Origin of the sequence: Sphingobium sp. LF-16, assembly GCF_003711185.1 — a bacterium.
Classification (GTDB): Bacteria; Pseudomonadota; Alphaproteobacteria; order Sphingomonadales; family Sphingomonadaceae; genus Sphingobium; species Sphingobium yanoikuyae_A.
On sequence record NZ_CP029335.1, the window covers coordinates 2586097 to 2608269 of the forward strand.

General features: G+C 65.8%; 21 protein-coding genes. 5 read left to right on the forward strand and 16 right to left on the reverse strand.

Annotated elements, in window-relative coordinates:
• The first annotated feature begins 31 nt into the window (after nucleotides 1-31).
• The 4 genes from DIZ22_RS12095 (at nucleotide 32) to DIZ22_RS12110 (ending at nucleotide 3287) form a co-directional block, all read left to right on the forward strand.
• Nucleotides 32-712 (forward strand): OmpA family protein, encoded by a 681-nt coding sequence (locus tag DIZ22_RS12095; protein ID WP_026108966.1) that lies wholly within the window; start codon nucleotides 32-34, stop codon nucleotides 710-712.
• Nucleotides 713-871: 159 nt separating this feature from the next.
• Nucleotides 872-1210, forward strand: a complete 339-nt coding sequence (gene fdxA, locus DIZ22_RS12100) for a ferredoxin FdxA (protein ID WP_004211101.1) — start codon at nucleotides 872-874, stop codon at nucleotides 1208-1210.
• A 246-nt stretch (nucleotides 1211-1456) separates the two neighbouring features.
• Nucleotides 1457-1984, forward strand: a complete 528-nt coding sequence (locus tag DIZ22_RS12105; protein WP_004211100.1) for a CarD family transcriptional regulator — start codon at nucleotides 1457-1459, stop codon at nucleotides 1982-1984.
• A gap of 145 nt (nucleotides 1985-2129) precedes the next feature.
• Entirely contained in the window at nucleotides 2130-3287 is a 1158-nt protein-coding gene (locus DIZ22_RS12110; RefSeq protein WP_122928222.1) for a pyridoxal phosphate-dependent aminotransferase, read from the forward strand.
• 38 nt (nucleotides 3288-3325) lie between these two features.
• Here the strand turns inward: DIZ22_RS12110 and DIZ22_RS12115 are convergent, their stop codons facing one another.
• The 10 genes from DIZ22_RS12115 to DIZ22_RS12160 all read right to left on the reverse strand — a co-directional run bounded on the left by DIZ22_RS12115 (nucleotide 3326) and on the right by DIZ22_RS12160 (nucleotide 13567).
• Entirely contained in the window at nucleotides 3326-3571 is a 246-nt protein-coding gene (locus tag DIZ22_RS12115) for a hypothetical protein (protein ID WP_004211096.1), read from the reverse strand.
• 81 nt (nucleotides 3572-3652) lie between these two features.
• Nucleotides 3653-4156: an asparaginase domain-containing protein gene (locus tag DIZ22_RS12120; RefSeq protein ID WP_004211094.1), complete on the reverse strand. Its 504-nt coding sequence runs from the start codon at nucleotides 4154-4156 to the stop codon at nucleotides 3653-3655.
• Nucleotides 4157-4218: 62 nt separating this feature from the next.
• Nucleotides 4219-5034, reverse strand: a complete 816-nt coding sequence (locus DIZ22_RS12125; protein WP_048937802.1) for a pyrroline-5-carboxylate reductase dimerization domain-containing protein — start codon at nucleotides 5032-5034, stop codon at nucleotides 4219-4221.
• Between the two features lie 23 nt (nucleotides 5035-5057).
• Entirely contained in the window at nucleotides 5058-5564 is a 507-nt protein-coding gene (locus tag DIZ22_RS12130; protein WP_004211091.1) for a YbjN domain-containing protein, read from the reverse strand.
• Between the two features lie 42 nt (nucleotides 5565-5606).
• Complete coding sequence (locus DIZ22_RS12135) at nucleotides 5607-5918, reverse strand: accessory factor UbiK family protein (protein ID WP_004211090.1); 312 nt, start codon at nucleotides 5916-5918, stop codon at nucleotides 5607-5609.
• Between the two features lie 40 nt (nucleotides 5919-5958).
• On the reverse strand, nucleotides 5959-6507 hold the full coding sequence (locus DIZ22_RS12140; RefSeq protein WP_048937801.1) for a TspO/MBR family protein: 549 nt from the start codon (nucleotides 6505-6507) through the stop codon (nucleotides 5959-5961).
• Nucleotides 6508-6525: 18 nt separating this feature from the next.
• Nucleotides 6526-9630: an efflux RND transporter permease subunit gene (locus DIZ22_RS12145; protein WP_048937800.1), complete on the reverse strand. Its 3105-nt coding sequence runs from the start codon at nucleotides 9628-9630 to the stop codon at nucleotides 6526-6528.
• Between the two features lie 4 nt (nucleotides 9631-9634).
• Nucleotides 9635-10699: an efflux RND transporter periplasmic adaptor subunit gene (locus DIZ22_RS12150; RefSeq protein WP_048937799.1), complete on the reverse strand. Its 1065-nt coding sequence runs from the start codon at nucleotides 10697-10699 to the stop codon at nucleotides 9635-9637.
• A gap of 88 nt (nucleotides 10700-10787) precedes the next feature.
• The gene (locus DIZ22_RS12155; RefSeq protein ID WP_048937798.1) at nucleotides 10788-11525 is read right to left on the reverse strand and encodes a TlyA family RNA methyltransferase; all 738 of its coding nucleotides are present in this window, start codon (nucleotides 11523-11525) and stop codon (nucleotides 10788-10790) included.
• Complete coding sequence (locus DIZ22_RS12160) at nucleotides 11525-13567, reverse strand: protein-disulfide reductase DsbD domain-containing protein (protein WP_122928223.1); 2043 nt, start codon at nucleotides 13565-13567, stop codon at nucleotides 11525-11527. The genes DIZ22_RS12155 and DIZ22_RS12160 overlap by 1 nt, the downstream gene beginning before the upstream one ends.
• A gap of 74 nt (nucleotides 13568-13641) precedes the next feature.
• Between DIZ22_RS12160 and DIZ22_RS12165 the strand changes: the two genes are divergently transcribed.
• The gene (locus DIZ22_RS12165; RefSeq protein ID WP_048937796.1) at nucleotides 13642-15321 is read left to right on the forward strand and encodes an alkaline phosphatase family protein; all 1680 of its coding nucleotides are present in this window, start codon (nucleotides 13642-13644) and stop codon (nucleotides 15319-15321) included.
• Nucleotides 15322-15358: 37 nt separating this feature from the next.
• On the opposite strand, the gene epsC is transcribed toward DIZ22_RS12165, so the two are convergent.
• The 6 genes from epsC to DIZ22_RS12195 form a co-directional block, all read right to left on the reverse strand.
• Nucleotides 15359-16360, reverse strand: coding sequence for a serine O-acetyltransferase EpsC (gene epsC, locus DIZ22_RS12170; RefSeq protein ID WP_004211082.1), 1002 nt, complete (start codon nucleotides 16358-16360; stop codon nucleotides 15359-15361).
• 115 nt (nucleotides 16361-16475) lie between these two features.
• Nucleotides 16476-17810, reverse strand: coding sequence for an ATP-binding protein (locus DIZ22_RS12175; RefSeq protein WP_010337002.1), 1335 nt, complete (start codon nucleotides 17808-17810; stop codon nucleotides 16476-16478).
• Nucleotides 17807-18517, reverse strand: coding sequence for a response regulator transcription factor (locus DIZ22_RS12180; protein WP_004211079.1), 711 nt, complete (start codon nucleotides 18515-18517; stop codon nucleotides 17807-17809). The genes DIZ22_RS12175 and DIZ22_RS12180 overlap by 4 nt, the downstream gene beginning before the upstream one ends.
• A gap of 194 nt (nucleotides 18518-18711) precedes the next feature.
• Entirely contained in the window at nucleotides 18712-19560 is an 849-nt protein-coding gene (locus DIZ22_RS12185; RefSeq protein WP_010337000.1) for a TorF family putative porin, read from the reverse strand.
• Nucleotides 19561-19845: 285 nt separating this feature from the next.
• Nucleotides 19846-21342 carry a SulP family inorganic anion transporter gene (locus DIZ22_RS12190; protein WP_004211076.1) on the reverse strand — a complete coding sequence of 499 codons (1497 nt, stop codon included), beginning with the start codon at nucleotides 21340-21342 and terminating at the stop codon, nucleotides 19846-19848.
• A gap of 3 nt (nucleotides 21343-21345) precedes the next feature.
• Nucleotides 21346-22044 (reverse strand): carbonic anhydrase, encoded by a 699-nt coding sequence (locus DIZ22_RS12195; protein ID WP_004211075.1) that lies wholly within the window; start codon nucleotides 22042-22044, stop codon nucleotides 21346-21348.
• Nucleotides 22045-22173 lie beyond the last annotated feature (129 nt).

Consider the following 22173-nt stretch of genomic DNA (forward strand, 5'->3'; position numbering starts at 1 on the left):
ACGCGGATGCCAAGGACAAGGGAATAGAAGAATGAGGATTTCGCACCGGATCATGATGGCCGCCGGCTTGGCCGCGATGCTGACCACCACCGCCTGCACCACCGACCCGGAAACCGGGCAGAAGCGCATGTCGAAGGCGGCGATCGGCGGCATTGGCGGCGCGCTGGGCGGTTATCTGCTGGGCGATCTTGTCGGCGGCCGGCATGACCGCACCGAAAAGATCCTGGGCGCCGGCATCGGCGCGATCGCGGGCGCCGGCATCGGCTCCTATATGGACGAACAGGAACGCAAGCTGCGCCAGCAGACCGCCGGCAGCGGCGTCGACGTGATCCGCCAGGGCGACGACCTGCTGCTGCGCATGCCCTCGGGCATCACCTTCGCGTTCAACGACGCCAGCGTCCAGCCGCAGTTCCGCCCCACGCTGGACGAGGTATCCTCGATCCTGTCGCAATATCCCAAGACCTATATCGACGTATATGGCCATACCGACAGCGACGGGTCGGACGCCTATAACCAGACGCTGTCGGAACGCCGCGCCCAGTCGGTCGCCGGTTATCTGACCAGCCATGGCGTCCAGTCGGCGCGCATCGCCACGCGCGGCTTTGGCGAAACCCAGCCGATCGCGTCGAATGCGACCGAGGAAGGCAAGGCCGCCAACCGCCGCGTCGAAATCAAGATCTCGCCCGTCACCGAATCCGACGTGCGCAACTGACAATGGCTCGGGCCGCTCGAACGGGCGGCCCGACCGACCATCTGCGCTGCCGACAGCACAAAACCGCCCCTACGCCCCCGTCAACATTATCCTCATTGACCTTCGCGCGCGCCGGGCATAGCAGGGCCGCCGCTGTCGCAACCCAAAGAGTGCCCTACAATGACCTATGTCGTGACCGACAACTGCATCCGCTGCAAATATATGGATTGCGTCGAGGTCTGCCCCGTGGACTGTTTCTACGAGGGCGAGAACATGCTGGTCATCAATCCCAACGAGTGCATCGACTGCGGCGTGTGCGAACCGGAATGCCCGGCCGAGGCTATCCTGCCCGACACCGAGAACGGCCTCGAAAAGTGGCTGGAACTCAACACCAAATATTCGGCCGAATGGCCCAACATCACGGTCAAGGGCGAAGCCCCGGCTGACGCCGACGCGATGAGCGGCGTAGAGAACAAGCTGGAGCAGTTCTTCTCGCCTGAACCCGGCGAGGGCAGCTGATCGATATTATCCTGCGCCATCAAGGCGCAGCGTCCCATTTTGTGCCGCACCCCTAGACTTTGTGTCCGGGGGTGGCAATTTTGTTACGAATCTGCTAAATAGCGCCCAGCGGACGAACATGGTCGCGTTCGTCCTGGAGTATTCGCATCATGTCTTGACGGTGACGCCGCGGACTTTCCCCGACTCGTGCCCCTGCTGCACCTGCCCCGCGACGGCCCGTTCCCCGGTTGAATAGAAAGGTTTCAAATGGCTGCCAAGGCGCTGTCCTTTGACGTTGGTGATTATGTCGTTTACCCCAAGCACGGCGTGGGCCGTGTGATCGAACTCCAAAAGGAGCAGATCGCGGGCATGGAACTGGAGCTGTATGTGCTCCGTTTCGAAAAGGAGCGCATGACGCTGCGCGTTCCCACCAACAAGGCCGAAGGCGTCGGCATGCGCAAGCTGTCCTCCAACAAGACGCTGGAGGAGTCGATGGAAACCCTGAAGGGCAAGCCCAAGGTCAAGCGCACCATGTGGTCGCGCCGCGCCCAGGAATATGAAGCGAAGATCAATTCGGGCGACCTGGTGTCGATCGCCGAAGTGACCCGCGACCTGTTCCGTGCCGACGACCAGCCCGAGCAGAGCTATTCCGAGCGCCAGATCTTCGAGGCTGCTTCCAGCCGCCTCGCCCGCGAACTCGCCGCGATGGAAGAGACCGACGAGCCCACTGCGCTGCAGAAGATCCTGCGCATCCTCAATGAGGCCGCGCCGAAATATGCCAAGGTCGAAGGCTGATCGCTTCGCCTGAACAGGCTGAAACATGACGAAGGGCGCCCTCCCAGGGGGCGCCCTTCTTCGTTACGGCGGGGCCATTGCGGGAATCCCGCCCTCGTCCGTTGACTCCCCCGAACCGTTCTTCAGGACGCATAGGGGAATAGCCATGAACGACCAGAATGACGCGCAGCAGGATCTGATCCAGCGCGGCTATTCGCGCCGCGACGCCGCCCGCATATTGGGCGTGCTGGGCGCGGGCGTGGCGGTCGCCACCGCCGGCACCCCGGTCTGGGCGCAGCGCAATGACGGCCCGGAAGAAGGCAATTTCCCCAAGGTGCGGATCGGCTCCAACGAATGCTGGACCGGCCCCTTCCCCGTCGCCCAGGCTGCCGCGGCGAAGATCGTGTCCCACGCCAATTTCTATCACCCCGGCACCGAAGTCACCGACTTCAAGAAGACGCTCGCCACGATCGAGGGCGTGCCGGTCGATCATGTCCTGCCCTGGCCGGGGTCCAGCGATCCGCTCTCGCGCATCGTCGTCGCCTTCTGCTCGCCGCAAAAGGGGCTGGTGACCGCCGATGTCAGCTATGAACAGCCCTGGGGCACGGCGGAATGGGCCGGCGCCAAGGTGACGAAGGTGCCACTGACGCCCGATTATCGTCATGACGTGAAGGCGATGCTGGCGGCCAATCCGGACGCCGGCCTCTATTATATCTGCTCGCCCAACAACCCCACCGGCACGCTGACGCCGGTGGCCGACATCGAATGGCTGGTCGCCAACAGGCCGGCCGGATCGATCGTCCTGGTGGACGAAGCCTATCTCCATTTCTCGCACGGCCAGTCGGCCGCGCCGCTGGTTGCGCAGGGCAAGGACGTGATCGTGCTGCGCACCTTCTCCAAGCTGTTCGGCATGGCCGGCATGCGGCTGGGCGCCACCATCGCGCGGCCGGACCTGCATGCCAGGATGATGCGCTACGACGGCAAGCGCATGTCGACCAACCTGCCCCTGCCCTCGGTCGTGTGCGGCACGGTGGCGCTGACGCAGAAGGCGCTGATCGAGCAGCGCCGGGCCGAGATGATCGCCGCGCGCGACTTCACCTTCGCCCATCTCACCAAGCGCGGGGTCAAATTCATTCCGTCGGACGCCAACATGTTCATGGTCGACTGGGGCAAGCCGGCGGCCGGCGTGCAGGCCCAGTTTCTGGCGGCGGGTGTCGGCATCGGCCGCAACTGGGCGCCTTGGCCCACCATGTCGCGCGTCACTGTCGGTTCCATGGCCGACATGCAGGCCTTCTGCGCCGCCCTCGACAGGATCATGGTCTGAAAAAGGGCCGGCTTCGCTGTGGAAGCTGGCCCTTTGGATCAATTGCCCTTCACGCTGTCGGCGGCATCCTTGGCGGCGTCGCCGACATCGCTCGCGGCCTGACCGACCTGGCTCGCCGCGCTCGACACCGCATCATCCTTGCGGGTCTGGCTGCTGATCAGGAAGAAGGCGGCAACAGCCACCACCACGACCAGCAGCAGGATCGCGATGGTCGTGCCACCGCCGCCGCTGCGCTTTTCGATGATGGTGGTCGTGGGCGCCGGGCGTTCCTGATAATCTGCCATATAGTCTCTCCTCTTTGTCACCCCGTGGGGGCAACAATGCCGGAGAGCGGGCAAAGGTTTCAGCCGCCCCGCTGGCCCGCCTTACTCGCCGGTCGGGACGAAGGCGCCCTTGGCGCGGTCCTTGACCACCTTGTCGGCGCGGAAAACCGATCCGCTCATGGTGATGTAGACGCCCGGCTCGGCGACCTGCGCGGTGGCGAAAGCCATGCCAAGGTTGAAGCTCGCATCGCTCTCGCCAAAGCGCGCCGGCGCCAGCGCACCGACCAGCACGACGGTCTTGCCGGGAATGTCCTGCAACAGCTTGGCCGTCTCGGTCATGGTGTCGGTGCCATGGGTGATGACGATATGCTTCTCACGCGCGGCGGCGACGCGGGCGGCGATCAGCGCGCGATCCGTGTCGTCCAGCTCCAGGCTGTCCTTGCGGGTGATTTCCTCGATGCGGAAGGGCCGCTTGACCCGCGCCACCTGCAACAGCTTGGCCATCACCGTCTCGCCGACCTGATAGTCGGACAGGGCGTCGAAATAGACCTTGTCGATCGTGCCACCGGTGGTGAGCAGCAGGATGGGGGTTTCGGGGGACAGCATGAACGGACTCCGTATATCGATCGCGCCCCCTTAACGGATAATGGCGCCGACCGGAACCGTCCCTATTCGCCCCGCGCCATCGCCGCACCCCGATCGCGCGCGGCGACCAGCGTGTCGGTCAGAAGGTCGAGCAGGCGATTGTCGGCGTCCAGCACATTGAGGCCCTGGCGCGTCATGCCGCCGGGGCTGGCGACCTGATCCGCCAGGGTGGCCGGGCTGACGCTGGCGCGCGCCGCCATGTTCGCCGATCCCTGCACCGTGGCCAGCGCCATGCGTGCGGCCTGATCGGCGGGAATGCCCAGCGCCTCGCCGGCGCGCGACAGCGCATCGATGAAGCGAAACAGGAAGGCCGGGCCGCAGCCCGACAGGGCCGTCACCTGATTGAACAGGGCTTCGCCCCCCATCCATTCGGCCAGGCCCAGCGGCGCGATCAGCGCGGCAATGTCGGCCTTGGCCGCCGCATCCGTCGCCGCATCGGTGTAGAGCGCAACCACCCCCTCGCCCAGCCCGACCGGCAGGTTGGGCATGGCGCAGACGACATCACGCGGCGCCGGGAAATGCCGGCGCAGGTCGGCGATCGGTGTTCCCGCCAGGATCGACACCAGCCGCGTCTCCGCCGTCAGCAACGGCGCAAGCCCGGCCGCGACATCGGCGATCTGATAGGGCTTCATGCCCAGCAGCACGGTGGTGCCGGCCGGCAGCGCGTCGGGATAGGCGGTGACGACGGTCACGCCCTGCGCCACCGGCTTTCCGCTCGGCCGCAGCACGGTGACGCGGGCGGGGTCGAGCCCGCACGCCAGCCAGCGGGTCAGCATCTGCCCGGCCATGTTGCCGCAGCCGACAAGGAAAAGATGTTCGGGCCAGCAGGCAATGGTCATGGTCAGGCTTTCAGGCAGATATGTCAGGCTTCGCCGCGGGTTTCGATCAGGCTCGCGCTGATCGCCTCGCTCGGGCTCTTGCCGCCCCACAGGACGAACTGGAACACCGGATAGAAACGCTCGCACTCGTCGATCGCGGTCTCGATCAGCACCTGCGCCTGGTCCAGCGTCAGCGTGCCGCCCTGCCCCAGCAAGGCGCCATGGCGGAACAGGATGATGCCGCTCGACGACCACAGCTCGAAATGGCCGAGCCAGAGCTGTTCGTTGATCAGGCCCAGCGTCTCGTAGATGACGGCGCGCTTGTCGTCATTGACGCGGATGTCGGGCAGCGCCAGCAGCTGCAGCACCTGATCCTCGTCGCGCCAGATGCCGCGCAGCTCATATTGCGCCCACGACCCCTGGGTGCTCGCGACGATCTCATCCTCGCCGACCTGCTCATAGCTCCAGCCATGCGCCTCGTAAAAGGCCGCCAGCATGTCGATCGGCGCGGCCTCATGGCCGCCATTCTCAAATTCGTCGCTATCCATCATCGGCGCGCCTTTATCACCGCAAGCGGCGAAAGGACAGGGCGCTTACTCGGCGCCCGCATCCTTATCCACAGCTTTCGTCTTGGCGGCGCGCACGGTCTTGGTGACCGGCTCGGGCGCCTTGCCTTCCAGCGCGTCGAGGCGGGCCTTGAGCAGTTCGACTTCCTCGCGCGCGGCGGCGGCCATCGCCTTGACCGCGTCAAATTCCTCGCGGCTGACGAAGTCGACGCCGCCGATCCATTCCTTGGCGCGTTCGCGCGCATTGGATTCGAACTCGCGGGTCATGCCCGCGACCGTGCCGGCAGCGCCGTTCACCAGCTTGGCCAGGTCGTCGAAAAAGCGGTTCTCGCTCTGCATGATCGTCTATCCTCGTATCAGGCGCGTGGATGCGCCGAAATCATATCTGGGTCTGGAGTGCCGGCGCGACAAGCCTGTGCGCATCCGGGTTCAGGCGGCCGACCTCATAGTTGAGGTAGGAGGCAAAGACCAGCCAGACCAGATAGGGCAACATCAACGCACCGGCAAAGGGACGTATCCGCCAGAACAGGGCGGCGGTCAGCGCCACCAGCAGCGCCAGCACCATGATCAGCCCCAGCGCCGCCCCCACCTGATGCGCGCGAAAGAAGAGCGGCGACCAGGCAAGGTTGAGCGCCAGTTGCACCAGGAACAGCGCGACCGCCGCCCCCCGCCCCCTGGCCCCGCGCGCATGCAGCACGATCGCGAAGGCCAGCGCCATTAGTATATAGAGGATCGTCCAGGCGACGCCGAAGGCCCAGCCCGGCGGCATCAGCGCCGGCAGGTTGAGCGAGGCGAACCAGCGATTGCCAAAACCGCTATTGGCGAGCCTGCCCGACAGGAAGCCGAGAAAGACGATCGCGGGCACCGTGACCAACGCCCAGCGCAGATAGGCAAGACGCAACTGACCCTGGGACGCGATCTCGTTCATCGGCAACGCAGCTCCAAGCTATTCGGCGGGTTCGGGCGAATCCTTGAGCGCCGAATCCAGTTTGCGACCAACGGTTTGCGGAGAAACCGTGCGCTTGGCAACGCGCGAATAGAAAATGGGAATGAGGAACAGGGTGATGAGCGTCGCCAGGCTGACGCCGAACACGATGACCACGCCGATCGAATGGCGCGCCGCCGCACCGGCCCCGCCGCGCAGCACCAGCGGCACCGCGCCGATGACGGTCGCTATCGACGTCATCAGGATCGGGCGCAGACGCCGCTTGGCCGCCTCGCGGATCGCCTCGGCAATCTCCATCCCCTCGTCGCGCAGCTGGTTGGCGAACTCGACGATCAGGATGCCATTCTTGGCCGCCAGGCCGACCAGCATGACGATGCCGATTTGGCTGTAGAGGTTGATCGACCCGCCGGTGATCGCCAGGCCCAGCGCACCGCCCGCCACCGCCAGCGGCACCGTCGCGATGATGACTCCGGGATGGATAAAGCTTTCGAACTGGGCCGCGAGCAACAGATAGACGATCAGGATGGTGAGGCCGAAGACGATCCAGATTGACCCGCCGGTCTCACGCAGCGACTGGCTTTCGCCGCGATAGCCGATCGCCAGCACCTCGGGCGACTGACGCGCCTGATCCTCCAGGAAGGCCAGCCCCTGCCCCAGCGACGTCCCCGGCGCCAGCGCGGCGGTCAGGGTGATGGCGCGCAGCTTGTTGTAACGGTTGAGCTGACGCGGCCCGGCCACTTCGCGCACGGTCACGACCGCCGACAGCGGCACCAGCACGCCACTGCGGCTGCGCACCTGGATACGTTCCAGATCAGCGAGCGTCTGGCGCCCGTCCCGCTCCGCCTGCACCAGCACGCGATATTCCTCGCCGCGGTCGACATAGGTGGTGACCCGGCGCGAACCGAGCAGGCTTTGCAGCGCCTGGCTGACATCGTTCACCGACACGCCCAGGTCGCCGGCGCGCTGCAGATCGGTCTCGATCCGCATCTGCGGCTTGGTTTCCTTATAATCGCTGTCGAGGTTGATGAGCCCCGGATAGCTCGCCGCCGCCAGCATGATGCGGTCGCGCGCCGCCACCAGCCCCTCATAGGTGGAGCCGGCCAGCACGATATTGACCGGCAGGCCGCGACCACGGCCCAGGCCCGATCGCGGCGCGGCATTGCCGCGCACGCCCGGCTGGTCGGCGATCACCTTGTTGATGATGGTCGCGACTTCCGCCGTGGTGATGGTCCGGTCTTCCCACGGCCGCAGGAAGGCGATGACATTGCCGTTGTTATAATCGTCGGTGGTGCCGAAGCCGCCGGGTGTGCGGATCACCAGATTCTGCAGCGTGCCATCCTTGCGCAGGAAGGCGAGATCATTCTCGATCTTCTGCATATAGGCCATCATCCGGTCGAAGCCGGTGCCTTCGGGCGCGTTGACATTGGCCTCGACCACGCCGGTATCCTCGGCCGGGGCCAGTTCGGCCGGCAGGCGGGTGAAGAGGAAGAAGGCGACCCCCAGGAAGATCGCGACGCCCAGCAGCGGCATCAGAGGTTTCTTCAAGGTCCAGTCGAGCCAGCGGCCATAGCCATGCTCGATCCGCTGGAAGCGATCATCGACCCAGCGCGCCAGCCGGCCACGCTCGGCATTTTTCAGCAGCTTGGAGCAGAGCATCGGCGCGAGGCTCAAGGAGATGAAGCCCGAAAAGCCGATCGCCGCGATCATCGCGATGGCAAGTTCGCGGAACAAGAGGCCGGTCTGGCCGGCCAGGAACATGACCGGCACGAACACGGCGCAGACGACCAATGTGGTCGAGATGATGGCAAAGCCCACCTGCCGCGTGCCGAGATAGGCGGCGACCAGCGGATCTTCGCCCTGTTCGACGCGGTGATAGACATTTTCCAGCACCACGATCGCGTCGTCGACCACCAGGCCGATGGCGAGGACGAAAGCGAGCAGGGTCAGCAGGTTGATCGACAGCCCCAGCAGCCACATCACCGCGCAGGTGGCGAGCAGGCAGATCGGCACCGTCACGGCCGGCACGATCGTCGCGCGCACCGATCCCAGGAACAGGAAGATGACGAGGATGACGAGCAGAGCCGCCTCGATCAGCGTGTCATAGACATTGTCGATCGCGCGTTCGATGAACAGGGATTCGTCGGTGCCGATGGCCACGCGCATGCCCTTGGGCAGGGTCGGCTCCAGCTCCTTGATCAGCGCCTTGGCCTTCTGCGCCACTTCCAGCGTGTTGGCGCCCGACTGGCGGATGATGCCGATGCCGATCGCCGTGCCCTGGTTGGAACGGAAGCTGCTATAGGGGTTTTCGGCCCCTTCCTCGATCCGGGCGACATCGCCCAGCTTCACCTGATAGCCATCCTCGCCCCGGCCCACGACCAGCTGCGCGAACTGGTCCGGCGTGGCGAAGGGCCGCTCGACGCGCAGCGTCTGGTTCTGATCCTTCGATTCAAAGCGGCCGGCGGGCAATTCGACGTTCTGGGTGCGCAGCGCCGCCTCGACATCGGCCGGGGTCAGGCCGAAGGCGGCCAGCTTTTCCGCGTTGAACCAGATACGCGTCGACGGACGCGCCTCGCCGCCAATGGTGACGCGGGCGACGCCGTCGATCGCGGCGAAGCGGTCGGCAATGTTGCGGTCGAGATAGTCGCTGATCTGGATCGGCGACCAGCCGGGGCGCGAGAAGGCGAGGAACAGAATCGATCGCGCGTCGGAATCCACCTTGCGGATCTCGGGCGCCAGCGCATCCTCGGGCAGATCCTGCGTCACCGACCCGACACGGTCACGCACGTCATTGGCGGCGCTGTCGATGTCGCGCGAGGGATCGAACTCGATATTGATGTTGGACGTGCCGTCCTGCGAGGTCGAGGTGATGGTCTGGATGCCCTGCACGCCGGCGACCGCATCCTCGATCTGCTGGGTGATGCGGGTTTCCACCACCGACGCGGCGGCGCCGGTATAGGTGGTTTCGACCGAGACGATCGGCGGATCGGTATCGGGATATTCGCGGACAGACAGGCTGAAATAGCCGACCAGGCCGACGATGCACATCAGCACCGCAACCACCGCCGAAAAGACCGGCCGGCGGACCGAAAGATCGGAGAGCTGCATCGGCTTAGCCGGCGGCCTTGGCGGCCTTGCCGCCCTTGTCGTCATCACCCTTCTTGTCGCCGGCCAGGCGCACCGGCGCGCCGTCGGTCAGCTTCACCACGCCTTCGGTCACGATCTGCTGGCCCGCCTTCACGCCGCCCAGAATTTCGACCAGGCCGTTCTGGCGGATGCCGGTTTCGACCTTGGTCCGCTTGGCGGTGCGACCGTCCAGCACGAAGACGAAGCGTTCGTCGCCATCGCCGATCACTGCCAGTTCGGGCACGCCCAGAGACTGGCGCTCTCGCGAGAAGACGCTGACGGTCAGCAGCATGCCGGGCTTCAGCGCCTTGTCGGGATTGGGCATGATCGCCCGGACCCGCACGGCGCGGGTAGCGGGATCAATCACCGGGTCGATCGTTGCGATCGTGCCATTGAACGGCCGGTCGGGCCAGGCCGCGGACAGTGCCTTGATCGGCATGCCCTCGCGGATCATCGACAGCCGCGTCTCGGGCACGGTGAAGTCCAGCTTGATCCGTGAAATGTCGCTGACCGTGGCGATCGCGGTGCCGGCGGTGATGACCGCGCCGGGCGAGACCGTGCGCAGGGAAACCCAGCCGCTGAACGGCGCGCGGATGGTGCGGTCGCCGATGCCCGCGCGGGCGAGGTCGGCATTGGCGCGGGCGCTGCTGGCGAGCGCGATCTGCTGCTCGACCGTGGCACCGGTGGCAAAGCCGCGCGACTTGAGCGCCTGGATGCGCTTCAACTGCTGGTCGGCCTGTAGCGCGGTTGCCTCGGCCGCAGCCAGCTCGGCCTTTTCCTGGCCCACGGCCATGCGGGCGATCACCTGCCCCTTGGACACGAAACCGCCATCGGTGAAGTTCAGCAGGTCGATCCGCTCGGTCACCGGCGCGGACAATATCACCTGCTCATTGGCGAGTGCGGTGCCGACCGCCTCGACATTGTCGGTGAAGCGGGTGGGCGCAATCGCCACCGCCTCCACCAGCGCCGGCGGGCGAGCTTTCTTTTCCTTCTCTCCGCCGCAACCGGCAAGACAAAGGGCAACGAGAATGACAGGCAGGGTCGAGCGCATGACGAGGGGCTAACGGGCCTTTGTGACGGACACAACCGCATGGAATGTGTCAAAATGTATCGCAGGGCGGGTAACGAAGCTGGCGCGATTATCCGCCAAGCCGCGCGTGAATCAGAAATTCGACATTTCCTTGCGGTCCGGTGATCGGACTGGTCGTGATTCCAAGCACTTCCCAGCCCTTCTCACGAACCCAGGCAGCGACTTCGTCGCAGACGCGCTGGTGGATGGCGGGATCGCGCACCACCCCGCCCTTGCCCACTTCCTCGCGCCCTGCCTCGAACTGCGGCTTGATGAGGGCGACCAGTTGCGCGCCGGGCCGGGCGAAGCCGATCGGCTTTTCCAGCACCTTGGCCAGGCTGATGAAACTGGCGTCGCACACGATGATGTCGACCGGCTCAGGGATATGGGCGTCGGTCAGGATACGCGCGCTGGTCTGTTCATGGACGATGACTCGATCGTCGGAGCGCAGCTTCCAGGCTAGCTGGTTGGTGCCGCTGTCGACGGCGTAGACCTTTGCCGCGCCCTTGGTCAGCAGCACGTCGGTGAAGCCGCCGGTCGAACTGCCGACGTCGATCGCGACGAAACCGGTGACGTCGATGCCATATTCGTCGATCGCATGGGCCAGCTTGATGCCGCCGCGCGAGACCCAGGGATGGTCGCGGCCGCGCACGTCCAGTTCGGCGTCGTCCGGCACCTGCTGCCCCGCCTTCTCAACCTTCTTGTCGCCCAGATAGACGAGGCCGGCGAGGATCAGCGCCTGCGCCCGCGCCCGGCTTTCGGCGAGGCCATTGTCGACGAGCAACTGGTCAGCGCGAATCTTGGCCATCAGCGCACCAGTCCGGTGAGGGTCGACGGGGTCAATAGCTGCGGCAATGTCTGGGCCTCCTTGCCCGGTGCGTACCAAAGGTAGAGCGGCACGCCCGAACGGCCCTGCGCTTCGAGGAAGCGGGTAATCGCCGGATCGGCATTGGTCCAGTCGCCCATCATGACGGTGACGCCCGCCTTCTCGAACGCTGCACGCACCTCCGCCCGCTCGATCGCGGCGGCCTCATTGGCCTTGCAGGTCAGGCACCAGTCGGCGGTAAAATAGAGGAAGACCGGCTTGTTCGCGGCGCGCAGCCCGTCGAGCTTTTCCGCGTCGAAGGCGACGACGCCCCCCTCTCCCGCTGCCGCAACGGCCGGCGCGCGCGCGGGCAATGCCATCGCGGCACCGACCAGCAGGATCGCCGCGCCGACGCCGACCTGCAACCAGCCGCCACGCCCCGTGCGCTGGCGCATGCCCAGCCACCAGAGCAGCAGCACCAACGCCAGCGCCGCGCCAAGGCCGATGGTCATGCCACCGACCCCGCGTTGCTGACCCAGCAGCCAAGCAAGGCCCAGCGCGGTGAGGAACATGGGGATCGACAGGATGCGCTGCAACCGGCCCATCCATGCGCCGGGACGCGGCAGGCGATTGCGCAGCGCAGGCAGATAGGCAAGCAGCAGGAAAGGCAGCGCCAGACCAAGGCCAAGGCCGGCAAAGATCGCCAGCGCTGCGCCCAAAGGAAGCACCAGCGCCGTGCCCATCGCCGCGCCCATGAACGGCCCGGTGCAAGGCGTCGCGACAAAGGCGACCAGCGCGCCGGTCCAGAAGGCGCCGACCATGCCGCCCTTGCCCGCCAGCTTGCCACCGCCGCCAAAGGCCGGCAAATCGAACAGGCCAGCCAGGTTGAAGGCGATCGCGCTGACCAGCAGCAGCAGCGCCAGGATGATGCGCGGATCCTGCAACTGGAAGGCCCAGCCGACCGCGCTGCCCGCCGCGCGCAGCCCCAGCAGCAGGCTCCCCAAAGCCAGACAGGCGACGATCACGCCAAGGGTGTAAGCCAGCGCCTCACGCCGCGCCGCCCGCTCGTCGCCACCTGCCTTGGCCAGGCTCAGTGCCTTCAACCCCAGGATCGGGAAGACGCAGGGCATGACGTTGAGCAGCAGCCCGCCCAATATCGCCCCGCCCAGCGCCAGCAATATCGTGCCCGCCAGCCCCTTGGCCGCGATCGCCGCGACCTCGCCGGGCTTGGCGCTCAGCAGGAAGCCGACATGGTCGCCGGTCCGCAGTACCGCCTGCGCAGCGCCGCCCTTGAAACCCTCGCCCGCCTGCGTCTCGACCAGCAGCCGGTCGCCCTCGCGGCTGACCTTCTGCGCGGCGGCGAACCGGGCCAGCCCGTCGCTCAGCGGGAAGAGGTGAACCTCGCGCGCCTGCGCATCGGCGGGGAACGGCACCGACAGGCGCAGCTTGCCATCGACGATCTGATAGATAGCCTCGCTGCCCAGCGGCCGGGGCAGATGGCCGCGCCAGCCATCGAAGCGTGCCTGCATCGCCGGCACCACCTTGCCATCGCCCGCAACCAGTTCCAGCGCCAGTTCACCACTTTCGGGTACGCAGATCTTGTCGGTGCAGGCCAGCCATTCCGCCTTCACCCGGATCGGCAGGCGGGTGCCGGCCGCCACGTCCGGCGCCACGCCCAGATTGGCGAGCACCGCATAGGGGCCTTCATAGACATGGTTCATCAGGCCCGAAATCAGCAGCGTCTCGGGCACCGGATAGCGCAGCGCGCCAATCGTCACGCCCTTGGGCAAGGTCCAGGTCACGGTCATGCCCAGGCCCGCATCGCCCGGATTTTCCCAATAGCCGTGCCAACCCTTTTCCGGCTTCATGGCAAAGGCGATGGTCGTGCCCTTGCCGGGCGCAGGCGCTGTGCTTTCGGCCATCAGCAGCGCGGCGATATGCGCCGGGCCGCCGCCAAAGGCCGCCTGGGCCTGCACCGCGGGAGATGCGATCGACAGCCCCGCCAGCATGGCGAGCGTCACGAATATGACTTGAAAAATCCGCATCGGGCCTCTGGTCGGGTGGATGCAAGGGGCTAGGTCGCTCCCTATCCGCCGTCAAGGCATGAGAAGGTACCCATATGTTGAAACACGTCGCCGCTGCCCTGTTGCTTGCCACCGCCATGCCCGTCGTGGCGCAGAGCCCCGCGCCTGCTGCCGCTCCTGCACCGGCCGCCCGCAGCATTGCCGCGACTCCGCCCAAGCTGATCGTCGCCATCTCGGTCGACCAGTTTTCGGCCGACCTGTTCAGCGAATATCGCCAATATTATACCGGCGGCCTCAAGCGCCTGACCAGCGAAGGCGCGGTCTTCCCGCGCGGCTATCAGAGCCACGCCGCGACCGAGACCTGCCCCGGCCACTCGACCATCCTGACCGGCAGCCGCCCGTCGCGCACCGGCATCATCGCCAATAACTGGTTCGACCTCGACGCCAAGCGCGAGGACAAGAATCTCTATTGCGCCGAGGATGAAAGCCAGCCGGGCAGCAGCAGCGACAAGTACGACGCCTCGCCCCTGCACCTCAAGGTGCCGACGCTGGGCGGCCGGATGAAGGCGGCCAATCCCGCCACCCGCGTCGTGTCGGTCGCTGGCAAGGATCGCGCCGCGATCATGATGGGCGGCGCGACAGCCGACCAGGTCTGGTGGCTCGGCGGGCCGCAGGGCTATGTCAGCTACAAGGGCGTCGCCCCCACCCCGCTCGTCACCCAGGTCAACCAGGCCTTTGCCCAGCGCCTCGCCCAGCCCAACCCCGGCTTCGAACTGCCCGCCCAGTGCGTGTCGAAGGATTTCCCGGTCCAGGCGGGCAACAGGACGGTCGGCACCGGCCGCTTCGCGCGTGAGGCCGGCGACTATAAGGGCTTCCGCATCTCGCCCGAGCAGGATGCTATGACCCTGGCCTTCGCCGCCGCCGCGATCGAGAGCATGCAGCTTGGCAAGCAGGCGCAGACCGACATCATCTCGATCGGCCTGTCGGCGACCGACTATGTCGGCCACACCTTCGGCACCGAAGGCACCGAAAGCTGCATCCAGGTCGATCGTCTCGACACCGAACTGGGCGCCTTCTTCGACAAGCTCGACAAGGACGGCATCGACTATGTCGTGGTGCTGACCGCCGACCATGGCGGCCATGACCTGCCCGAACGCCACCGCATGAATGCGATGCCGATGGAACAGCGGGTCGACATGGCGCTGACGCCCAAGGCGCTCAACGCCACCATCGCCGAGAAGGCCGGCCTGCCCGGCAAGAAGGTGATCTGGAGCGACGGCCCGTCGGGCGACATCTATTATGACAAGGGGCTGACTGCCGCGCAGCGCGCCAGGGTCGAAACCGAGGCGCTCAAATATCTGCGCGCCCATCCGCAGGTGCAGACCGTCTTCACCAAGGCGGAAATCGCCGCCACCCCCTCGCCCTCGGGTCCGCCCGAAAGCTGGAGCCTGATCCAGGAAGCGCGCGCCAGCTTCTATCCCGGCCGTTCGGGCGACCTGCTGCTGCTGCTCAAGCCGCGCGTCATGTCGATCCCCGAACAGGCGGTGATGGGCTCGGTCGCCACCCATGGTTCGCCCTGGGATACCGATCGCCGCGTGCCGATCCTGTTCTGGCGCAAGGGCATGCAGCATTTCGAGCAACCGCTGGGCGTCGAGACGGTGGACATCCTCCCCAGCCTCGCCGCGCTGATCAAGCTGCCCGTGCCCAAGGACCAGATTGACGGCCGCTGCCTCGACCTGGTCGCCGGCCAAGGCGACAGCTGCGCCGGGCAATAAGCCCTTGCCGATCCTCCCCCCGTCAAAAGGGGGAGGATCAGATATTCTCGCCAATCCCGTCCGTGCTTTCCAGCAGGGCATGAACTCGGTGCGGGGCCGACACCTCGACCCGGCTGGTCACTTCGTGCCGGGCCTTGGCCTGGCGCACATTGCTGTCGGCCGGCACGCTTTCGGTCAGCCAGACATTGCCGCCGATGACCGATCGGCTGCCGATGATGATCCGGCCCAGCACTGTCGCGCCGGCATAGATGACGACATCATCCTCTATGATCGGATGGCGCGGCTGCGCCTTTTCGAGCGCGCCCTTCTCGTCCGAGGGGAAGCTGCGCGCGCCCAGCGTCACGCCCTGATAGAGCCGCACCCGATCGCCGACGATCGCCGTCTCGCCGATGACGACGCCGGTGCCATGGTCGATGAAGAAGCCGTGGCCGATGCGTGCGCCGGGATGGATGTCGATGCCGGTATGGGAATGGGCGATTTCGGAAATGATCCGCGCCACCAGCGGGGCGCCCAGTTCATAGAGGCGGTGCGCCAGCCGATGATGGATGATCGCCAGCATCGAAGGGTAGCAGATCAGCACCTCGTCCACGCTGCGCGCGGCCGGATCGCCCAGGAAGGCCGCCTCGACATCGCTGTCGAGCAATGTGCGCAGCGCCGGCAGGCTATGCGCGAATTCGCCGATGATCCGCGCCGCCGCTGCGTCGACTGCGGCAATCGGGTCATCCTTCATCGCATAGATGAGTTCGAGCCGGATCTGGCCATAGAGGCGGCTGAGCACGGTCTGCAGCGTCTCGGCGACATAGGCGTCCTCATTATGCAGTCGCACGAAGCTCGGCCCCAGCCGCAGCGGGAACAATGCGCCGCACAGCGCGCCGGTGATCTTCACCAGATTGGCGCGCGACGGGAATCCTTCGGCGCCATATTCGGCATGATGCTGCTGTTCCTGCCGCCAGCGACTGCGCGCGGCGGCCAGGTCCGTGACCAGCCGGTCCAGATCCCAATAGCCCACGCCTTCACCCTGCATATCGCCGTCCGCCATTCCCTGCGCCTCTTGTCCGATGGGCAACCGGAATAACCCGCGTCTGCGCGCCAGGATAAACGAGTTTTGCTTGGGGGTAGCGAGATTCTCTTTGCCGAACGCGCCGGAAGGCCGATCAGACCTTGGCTTCCGGCCTGTTCAGATAGAGGCAGATTTCGACGCGCAGCCCGCCCTCGGGCCGATTGGCCAGCGTCAGGCGACCGCCCTCCTGCTCCACCGTCTTGGCGACGATGGCCAGGCCCAGCCCCATGCCCCGCGTGTTGCGCTGGCGCGCCGTATCGAGCCGATGGAAGGGCTTCAGCACCTCCTCCAACCGGTCGCGCGGAATGCCGGGGCCATCATCATCGACGCGGATCAGCACCTCATTGTCATGCCGCGCCACGCTGACCCGCGCACGCACCCCATAATGGAGCGCATTCTCGATCAGGTTGCGCACGGCGCGGCGCAGCGACAGCGGGCGAACCTCCATTTCCAGATGATCGGGCCCGTCATAGATCACATCGTCGCCATGATCTTGGAAGGCGTCGACCACCGTCGCGATCGTGACCGCCACGTCGATCCGCACCGCCGGCTCGGGATTCTTCTCACCGCCCAGAAAGGCCAGCACGGACTCGATCATCTCGCCCATCTCGGCCAGATCCTCGCCCATCGCCTCGCGGATTTCGGGGTCGTCCACCGCTTCCAGCCGCAATTGCAGCCGGGCGAGCGGCGTGCGCATGTCATGGCCGACCGCCGCCAGCGTCTCGGTCCGCTCGTTGATCAGGCGATGGATGCGGGTCTGCATCGCATTGAAGGCGCGGATCAGGTTGCGTACATCATTGGTGCCCGCTTCCGCCACCGCCACCTGCTGCGCGAGGCCGATCCGCTTGGTCGCATGCGTCAGGTCGCGCAGCGGCGCCAGGGTCCGCCGGATCAGCACGCCGCCCGCAATCAGCAGCGCCAGCACCGGGATCAGCGCCAGGCCGAAACGGCCGAAGGTGAAGGCCCATTTGCCGCCGCTATGATGCATGCCGAAATAGAGCCAGCTGCCGTCCGCCAGTTGCAGCCCGCCATTGATCTGCGAGGAACGGCCGGGCGAATTGAGCCGCAGCCACAGCCGCGATTCATGCAGGCTGGGTTCCCAGTCGACGATCTGCTGCCGCATCCGCGCCAGTTCGGGCGACAGCGGCGGCGGCGGCGGCGCGGCCAGCGTCCAGTGGATGTCATAGCGGTCGGTGGTCAGTTGCGCGCTGACCCCGCCGCGCTGGCTGACCGGCGCCTTGGCCACCAGCTTGCGCGCGATCACCAGATGCTCGGCCAGGCGGCGCGCTTCGTCATCCTGCAGTGACAAATGGCTGGCGCGCTCATAGATGAGCGTGCCGACCACGAATTCCAACAGGACGGTCAGCAGCAATATGCCAAAGATGCGGCCGACCAGCCCGAGCGACCGGCTGAACCGCTGTCGTCTCAAGCGCGCGCGACTTCCGCGTTGAACATGTAGCCGACGCCGCGCACCGTGGTGATCGGCGCGGGCCGGTCCTCGGTCGACAGCTTGCGGCGCAGGCGGCTGACCAGCACGTCGATGCTGCGGTCACTGCTGTCACCCATGCGGGTGCGCGACAATTCGATCAGCCGCTCGCGCGCGATCACCCGCTGCGGATGGCTGAGGAAGCTGCCCAGCAGGTCGAACTCGGCGCCGGTCAGATCGACGATCGCGCCGGTCGGCGACCGCAGTTCACGGCGCGGGAAGTTGACGATCCAGCCGTCGAAGCGCGCTTCATTCTCGCGCTGCTCGTCCGGGCCACGCTCCACGCCGACGCGGCGCAGGATGGCGCGGATGCGGGCGATCAGTTCGCGCGTGCCAAAGGGCTTGGGCAGATAATCGTCGGCGCCCAGTTCCAGCCCGACGATACGGTCGGTCTCGCTGCCCTTGGCGCTGATGAAGATGATGGGCACGTCGCTCTTGCGACGGATCTGGCGGCACAGGTCGATGCCGTTGGTGCCGGGCAGCATGACGTCCAGAACGACCAGGTCGACCGGGCCGGCATCGAAGGCCACCCACATTTCCGGACCGGACGAGGCCGGACGGACCTGATAGCCATGTTCCTGCAACGCGCGCGCCGTCAGCGTGCGGAGCGGCGGATCGTCTTCGACAAGGATGATCGAGGGGGCGGTCATGCGCGGAGCAACATCAGGCTGTTCATGATGTTGGGAGATAAGCAGCGACCGGTGGAGGGTCAACCGCAGCTTGCTGCCGAAACAGTTGACGGGGGCCACAGCAACAATTTGTCACGCCGGCGACAGCTCGGCACAAGATAAGGCCCGGAAATACAGCAGATCGGGCCCGCGCGAACGGGCCCGATCCGTAAAGATCAGAAAGCGGCCGAGATCGAGAAGACGACCGTGCTGCGCGCGATCGACTTGCCAAAATTATCGCCGTCCGCGACCTGGAAGTTGGGACGCAGATAATTTTCCTCGACGCGAGCGATGTCGGTGTCGACATAGGCGATGCTCAGCGTCAGCGGCGTGCCCGGCACGGCCAGGTCGGCTCCGACCAGCCAGTCGAGATATTTGCCGGTCGGCGCGACCGACGTGCCGTTCGGGCCCAGGCCGCTATTGCCGTTCGACCAGCCCAGATGCGCCTTCAGGCTAACCGGGGTGTTCGGGATCGCACCGCTGACATCGCCCCAGATGTAGAAATTATCTTCCTTGTCACCCGGCTTGTAGATGGTGCAATCAGCGTCGCTGCACCACTTGCCCAGCGCTTCCTGCTTGGGGGCATAGGCCACGCCGAGCAGCCCCTTGACCGGGCCGACCTGGCTCGACAGCTTCACATAGGGTTCGGCGAAGTCGGTCTTGTCGGCGCCCGACGGGTACATGTACCAGGTCAGGCCGAGGTCCAGCGTCGCGCCGCTGTCGCCCAGAGGAATGGCATAGCCTGCGAACAGGTCCAGTTCCATGTTGGCGCCGCCAAAGGTGCCCCAGCCCGACAGGTTGGAACCCCAGGTGCCGACATAGACGCCGCTTTCATGGGTTGCGGTCAGGCCACCCTGGATCGCCATGCCGCGATCGGACTGCGAAACACCACGGAAGCGATAATCGGAAACCAGGCCGACGCTGCCGGTCACGGTGACCGGGCCTGCGGGTTCTTCCTGGGCGAAGGCCGGCGCACTCGACATCAGAGCCAGAGCGGCACAAGCGATTTGATACTTCATGAACATTCCCCTTTTACGAAAGAATGTTCCGTCCTGCATCCGCGGCCCGAAGATCTGTTGGAATATCGTCTTCCGTACCGGCGGATGACTACTCGACTATTCTCGCCAGCCGTCGGCGCAAACCTCTATCTTCGCATCTGCACAAGGGAAGAGAGGCGCTGTGATATAGCGATCACGGTTTTTTTCTAATTGCCAGCGATATTGTTTCTATTTGATGTCTGAATTGCATCTGAACATGAAAAAGCCGCCGCATCCGGGGATGCGGCGGCTTTTCTGTCATGCTGGCTCCTGTCAGGCGACGAGCTGGCGCATCCGTCCGGTCGCGCCGAACAGCTCCACCTTGGCGCCAGCGCCGGTGCGGCGATCGGCCCATTCGCGCACCATTTCGGCGCAGGTATGGTCGATATGGGTCAGGCGCTCGACATTGAGGATGACCAGTTGCCCCGCCGGCACCGATTCCAGCTTGGCCGACAGCTTGGGCAGGCTCAGGAAGCTCGCCGTGCCGTGCAGCGCCACTTCATGCGCATCGCCGCGGCTGGCTTCCTCGACGCCCAGGCGCAGGCGGCTGGCATGGGGGATCAGTTCGATCAGCGACAGGCCGATGCCCACCAGCACGCCGGTCAGCAGGTCGGTCGCGACGACGCAGATCAGCGTCGCGGCCCACACGATCGCCGGCAGCGGACCATAGAGGTGGAACAGATGCTTGACGTGCGACAGGCTGACCAGACGGAAGCCGGTCACGACCAGAATGCCAGCCAGCGCCGCCATCGGCACTTCGCGCAGCAGCCAGGGCAGCAACGCGACGAAGCCCAGGATCCAGGCGCCATGCAGGATCGCCGACAGGCGGGTCTTGGCGCCGGCCTGGACGTTGGCGGACGAGCGGACGATGACGCCGGTCATCGGCAGCGCGCCAGCCACGCCGCAGAGCAGGTTGCCCACCCCCTGCGCGCTCAGTTCGCGGTTATAATTGGTGCGCACGCCATCATGCATGCGGTCGACCGCAGCGGCCGACAGCAAAGTCTCGGCACTGGCGATGAAGGCGATCGCGATGGCGGTGGTGATGATCGTCGGGCTCATCAGCTGCGCCAGCAGGCCCTGCTCGGGCAGGCTGATGGCAGACAGGATCGATTCCGGCACGACAACACGGGCGACCGGCAGGCCGAGCGCGAAGGCGACCAGCGTCGCGGCGACAACGCCGACCAGCGCCCCCGGCACCAGCTTCATCGATGCGGGGCGGAACTTCTCCCAGCCCAGCATCGCGCCGATGGTGACCAGGCCGACAGCGAAGGCGGTGGCCGCATCCTGATTGGTCAGGCCCAATATCTGGCCCGGCATCGCGATCAGATTGTGCAGACCGCTCGACAGCGGCTTGTCATCGAACAGCACATGGAACTGGCCGACGACGATCAGCACGCCGATGCCCGCCAGCATGCCATGCACGACCGCCGGCGAAATGGCGCGGAACCAGCCGCCGACCTTCAGCAGGCCGGCGACGATCTGGATCGCGCCTGCCAGGATCAGGATGGGGCCAAGGGCGGACAGCCCCTGTTCCCGCACGATTTCGAAGACGATGACCGCAAGACCGGCCGCCGGACCGCTGACCTGCAGCGGCGAACCCGCCAGCAGGCCGACGACCAGGCCGCCGATGATGCCGGTGATCAGGCCTTTTTCCGGCGGCACGCCGGAGGCAATGGCGATGCCCATGCACAGCGGCATGGCCACCAGGAACACGACGATCGACGCCGTGAAGTCGCGGCTGAACGTGCCGCCGGAAAAGGCCTTCAACATGATTTACTCCGCAGCTTGTGCGATGAGCGATTCGCCGGCCAGGCGACGCCCATGCGGCAGCGCCACGGGCAGCTTCTGCCCTTCGCGCAGCACCGAGAAACGGCCGGTTTCACCGTCCAGACCCAGGACCTGGCCGGCATGGATGTCGACATACCAGCCATGCAGGGCAATCTCGCCGCGGGCGATGCCCGACGCGACCGACGGATGGGTGCGCAGGTGCGACAGCTGTACGACGACATTTTCCAGCGCCATGTTGCGCAGCTTTTCGGCGGCATCCAGGTCGGCAGGATAGGATTCGCGGCACAGCTTCTGCGCGGCATGACTGTGGCGCAGCCAGGCGGCGACATTGGGCATGCCGGTCAGGTCGGCGTCGGTGGCCAGCGCCTTCATCGCGCCGCAGTCGCTGTGACCGCACACGATGATGTCGCGCACGCCCAGCACCATGACGGCATATTCGACCGTGGCGGTCACGCCGCCCAGCTGGCTGTCATGCGGCGGCACGATATTGCCAGCATTGCGGCAGACGAACAGGTCGCCCGGCTGGGCCTGCATGATGTGCTCGGGAACGATGCGCGAGTCGGCGCAGGAGATCATCAGCGCCTTGGGGCTCTGACCATGGCTGGCCAACTGATTGTAGAGCGTGCTTTCGTTCGGGAAGACCTTGGTCTCGAAACTGAATACACGACCGATAAGCTCGTTCATGGCTTTCATCCTCTTATTGCTATTGCGTTGCCGGTCAGGGGGCGGACCGGCCTAGCTTGCAAAATACGCAGCAGATTTTGCTGCGGCGCAGCGGAATTGTTAAAAATCATGTCTGGGATGCAAAGCGCC